This window comes from Streptomyces odonnellii, assembly GCF_000981895.1.
GTDB lineage: Bacteria > Actinomycetota > Actinomycetes > Streptomycetales > Streptomycetaceae > Streptomyces > Streptomyces odonnellii.
In genome coordinates this window covers 1-4,355 of sequence record NZ_LATD01000553.1, presented here as the reverse complement: position 1 = coordinate 4,355, position 4,355 = coordinate 1, and the positions used below count along the sequence as shown (strand labels likewise).

Sequence of the window (4,355 nt, the reverse complement as noted above, 5' to 3'; positions counted from 1 at the left end):
GATGATGTCTGCGTGGTCACAGGCCATGTCCGTCACAGGTCATGTCCGTACGATCGGGCGGGGCGGGGCGGGGCGAGGCGTCAGACGAGGCGTACGGGCTTCTCCGGCCGTACGCCCAGCGAGGCCAGCCAGGAACGGAGCGGCTCGGCGTCGCCGCCCTCGACCAGGCTGAGAACACGCCCGACCAGATCCGTGCGCCGTTTCCCGTCGACCAGCAGGGCCGGGCCGTCCAGCCAGTCCAGGCCCGGGGAGGCGCCCGCCGTGTCGACTGCCGAGCAGCAGACCATCGCCGTCACATGGTCGGCCAGCAGCTCTCTGCTCGTACGGGGCGGCTGGAGCGGGAAGAGCGGGAGCGGATCCGTACCCCAGGAGGTCAGGGCATCGCTCCCGGTCTCGATCGGGACGGGCGGGGCCGCCGCCTCCTCGCGGGCCAGCTCCGCGCTGATTCCGGCGGCCAGGGCGTCGCCGACCTCGGCGACCTCGGCGGCCTGGGCGGAGTGGGCGGAGTGGTCGTGGGCGGCCTGGGCGTCGCGTGCGTGGGTGGAGCGGGCGCTTTCGTGCTCCTTGCCCTCCCCAACCGCCTCAGCACCCTCAGCGCCTTCCTCGCCGTCCCCGCCCGTGGTGCGTTCCAGACCGTGGGCGCCTTCGCCGCTCGGCGCGGACAGGTGGTCCATGACCCGGGCGAGGGTGGGGCCCTGCGCCATCGCGGAGGAGTCGGGGTCCGCCGAGCGCCGTACTCCCATACCGTCCAGCACGCGGTGCAGCCTGGCCGCTTCCGTACGCCACTTACGGTCGACGACCTCTTCCGGATACTGCTGCCAGTCCACCGGCGACCAGTCGGGCCCCGCCTCGGCCGGGCCGCCGTGGAAGAGACGGGCCGCGAGGAGGGACGCCGCCTCGTCGACCACGCCCGGCTCTTCGAGCAGGTCGCAGGCGGGGCGCTCGCCGAGCCGGGAGGCGAAGCCTTCGGCGAGACGGTCGCGGCGCGACAGCTCCGTGAGGGCGGACACCACGCCCGCGTCCAGCCGCGAGGGCCACCGGCCCATGCGCCAGGCGGGCAGGGCGACCCTGGTCAGCAGCCGGTCCCACCCCGCGTACGCGAGTCCCACCTGCTCCTGCGCGACGATCCGCAGCCCGTAGTCCACCCCCTGCGCACGCTCCGAGGCAGCCGCCGCGACCCCCCGCTCCATCTGGGCGGCGTGCTCGGCGCAGCCGCGCAACAGCAGCTTGGCGATCCGCCCGACCAGGCCGAACGTCGCTCTCCGTATCACTCGCCGCCCCGGAAGCCCCGGGATCGCCCTCCGTCCCGGACGCGGTCCCCGGGGGCGCGCCGCCACCGCGACCGCCGCGTCGAGCCCCCGCACGAACCGGCGCGCGGCGGCTATGTCCGGATGCGCCGAAGGGCCCGTACCCGCGACGACCGGCGCGAGCACGGCGCGCAGCTCGGCGACCCGCATCCACCACAGGAAGGGCGACCCGATCACCAGCACGGGCGCGGCGGGCGTACGACGGCGGCGGCCCGCTCCGGAGAGGTCCGGCAGATGCGCCGGATGCGTACGGTCCTCCAGCCAACTGTCACAGTCCGGGGTCAGCGCTATGGCGGAAGGGGCGGGCACTTCGAGCCGATCCGCGAGATCGCGCACCAGCCGGTAGAGATCGGGGGCAGCCGCTTCGGTGACCGCGACGGTGGGGCTGAGGGCGGGTCTGGCCCAGGCGATCACGGCCGCGACTCCGGCGCCGAGCAGCAGCACGGCCGCCGCGAAGGCCGTCACGGCCCAGCGGGCCGCGTCCCAGCTCCCCCCGCGCAGATGGCCCGTGGCCCCGCCGGCCAGCAGCACAACGGCGACGGCGGCCGGCAGCAGCGCCACGGCCAGCGCCCTGCTGCGCACCCGCAGCACGGCGAGAGCTCGGACACGGGCGCCCTGAGCACCGAGCTCGTCGCCGATGCCGGAACTGGTGCCGGAACTGAGACCGGTATGCGAACCGGAACGGGAACCGGACGAACGAGAACCGGACATGGTCGGACTTCACCCCCTCTGCCCCTGTGACGGCTTTGCTCACTCCCCCACTGTGGCACCAGCCACTGACAACGCAATGTCGATGGGCCAAGTGCCGGAACGCCTGCGCCGCACCATAGTTGGACCCCGGCGAGCCGTCATCCGGATGGCCCATTCGTCACTCGATGGAATGGCTCTGGTCAAAGCTGCTGACGAGCGACGCGCGGGCCCCTATTTCCGGGGCTTTCCGGGGCAGGGCGCGCCTTGTTCACCCGTACGGACGACCGTCCCGTTCCGCCGGGCGGCGGGCGCCCGGACGAGTGGAAGTGACGGACCGGGACGGACCGGGGTTGACGGCGAGGTTGCCGACGGGATGTACAGCGCGGTCGGCGGCGACGGTGCCGGGCTGGAGATACGGGGCCGGGTGCGGGGGCCGGGGCGCCTCGCGGTTCTGAGTACCCGCTCAGGCCTTCGCGTTCGCTGGACCTTCGTGCTCGCTCACGCCCCCGCGGCGCCGCGCGGCCCTACGCCTTCGCGGCGTCGCGCGCGATGTCCGTACGGTGCTGGGAACCCGGCAGCGTGATGCGGTGCAGCGCGGTGTACGCCCGTTCGCGGGCCTGCGTCAGGTCCTCGCCCGTCGCTGTCACCGACAGCACGCGGCCGCCCGCGCTGACGACCGTACCGCCGTCGTCCCGCCGGGTTCCGGCGTGCAGTACGTACGCGTGGGGCGCGTCGTGAGCCGCGATCTCGGCGAGGCCGCCGATCGGGTCGCCGGTGCGCGGGGTGTCCGGGTAGTTGTGCGAGGCCACGACCACCGTGACCGCCGCGTCGTCGCGCCAGGTCAGCGGCGGCAGATCGGCGAGCGCCCCCTCGGCCGCCGCCAGCAGTACCGCGGCCAGCGGGGTCCGCAGCCTGGCCAGCACCACCTGTGTCTCCGGGTCGCCGAAGCGCGCGTTGAACTCGATGACCCGCACCCCACGGCCGGTGATCGCGAGACCCGCGTACAGCAGCCCGGAGAAGGGCGTGCCGCGCCGCCGCAGTTCGTCGACGGTGGGCTGGAGGACCGTCTCCAGGACCTCGTCCACCAGCTTGGGGTCGGCCCAGGGAAGCGGGGAGTACGCGCCCATGCCGCCCGTGTTGGGGCCTTCGTCGTTGTCGAGCGCGCGCTTGAAGTCCTGGGCCGGCTGGAGCGGAAGGACCGTACGGCCGTCGGTGATCGCGAAGAGCGAGACCTCCGGCCCGTCGAGGAACTCCTCGATCACGACCCGCTCGCAGGCGAGCGCGTGCGCGCGTGCCACCGCGAGGTCCGCGGTCACGACGACGCCCTTGCCGGCGGCGAGCCCGTCGTCCTTGACGACATATGGCGTGCCGAAGGCGTCGAGCGCGTCGTCGATCTGCTCGGGCGTGGTGCAGACGTAGCTGCGGGCCGTCGGTACGTTCGCCGCGGCCATCACATCCTTGGCGAAGGCCTTGGAACCCTCCAGCTCGGCCGCCTCCTTCGACGGTCCGAAGCAGGGGATGCCCGCTGCTCGTACGGCATCGGCGACCCCCGCCACCAGCGGCGCCTCGGGCCCGACGACGACCAGCCCGGCCCCGACCTCGGCGGCGAGGCGGGCCACCGCGGCGCCGTCCAGCATGTCCACCGGGTGCAGTTCGGCGACCTCGGCGATGCCGGCGTTGCCGGGGGCGCAGTGCAGAGCGGTGACCTGGGGGTCGAGGGAGAGAGAGCGGCACAGGGCGTGTTCGCGGGCGCCGCCGCCGATGACAAGGACCTTCACGGGAGGCAGCCTAGCCGGGGGAACGGCCGATTCCGTTTGCGGGCTGTCCGCACCCGCCGCTGTACGCCTCGCTGCTGTGGCCGCGTTGCTCCTGTGGCCGCCTCGCCGCCATCGCCGCGTTGCTGCTGTCTCCGCGTTACTGCTGTGGCCGCTTCGGCGCTGTCGCCCCATCGCCGCCGCCATCGCCTCGCCACCGTCCGCGCCTCGCCGCAGTCGCCGCCTCGCCGCTCTCGCCGCCTGGCTACTCGTTCGTGTACTCCTCCACGACGGTCGCTCCCAGCTCGCGCACGATCAGGTCATGGCCGGAGAGCGCCGAGTCGACGAGATCCGGATCGTCCTCCTCCGGAATGTCGTCCTCCGGAGCTACGGGAGGCGGCCCGGAGGCCGGTCTGCTGCCGGGCCCGCCGGAACCCGGCCGCTGGGACTGGGCCGGAGCGCCGCCCTGGGGCTGGGCCTGTGCCTGCCCGGGACCGGTGGACGGTGCCGTGGACGTACGGTTCGCCGGCGCGGCCGATGACGAGGGCGCCGCGGGCGGGGCCGGGCGGTGGGCCGCCGACGCGTTGCTCTTATACACATCTGA

The 4,355-nt window shown here is 73.9% G+C and carries 2 protein-coding genes and 1 pseudogene; all 3 read right to left on the bottom strand.

The features are described 5' to 3' along the window. Window positions 1-80 precede the first annotated feature (80 nt). Window positions 81-2,018, bottom strand: a complete 1,938-nt coding sequence (locus WH07_RS34910; RefSeq protein WP_046509092.1) for a M48 family metalloprotease — start codon at window positions 2,016-2,018, stop codon at window positions 81-83. Window positions 2,019-2,521: 503 nt separating this feature from the next. After that, the gene (gene purD, locus WH07_RS34905; RefSeq protein WP_046509090.1) at window positions 2,522-3,775 is read right to left on the bottom strand and encodes a phosphoribosylamine--glycine ligase; all 1,254 of its coding nucleotides are present in this window, start codon (window positions 3,773-3,775) and stop codon (window positions 2,522-2,524) included. Between the two features lie 241 nt (window positions 3,776-4,016). Continuing rightward, a pseudogene (locus WH07_RS34900) lies at window positions 4,017-4,355 on the bottom strand (DNA polymerase III subunit gamma and tau); the annotation flags it as partial.

Bases quoted from the DNA above. Each gene is read 5' to 3' on its own strand.
- WH07_RS34910 (WP_046509092.1), bottom strand. From the start codon at position 2,018: ATGTCCGGTTCTCGTTCGTCCGGTTCCCGTTCCGGTTCGCATACCGGT.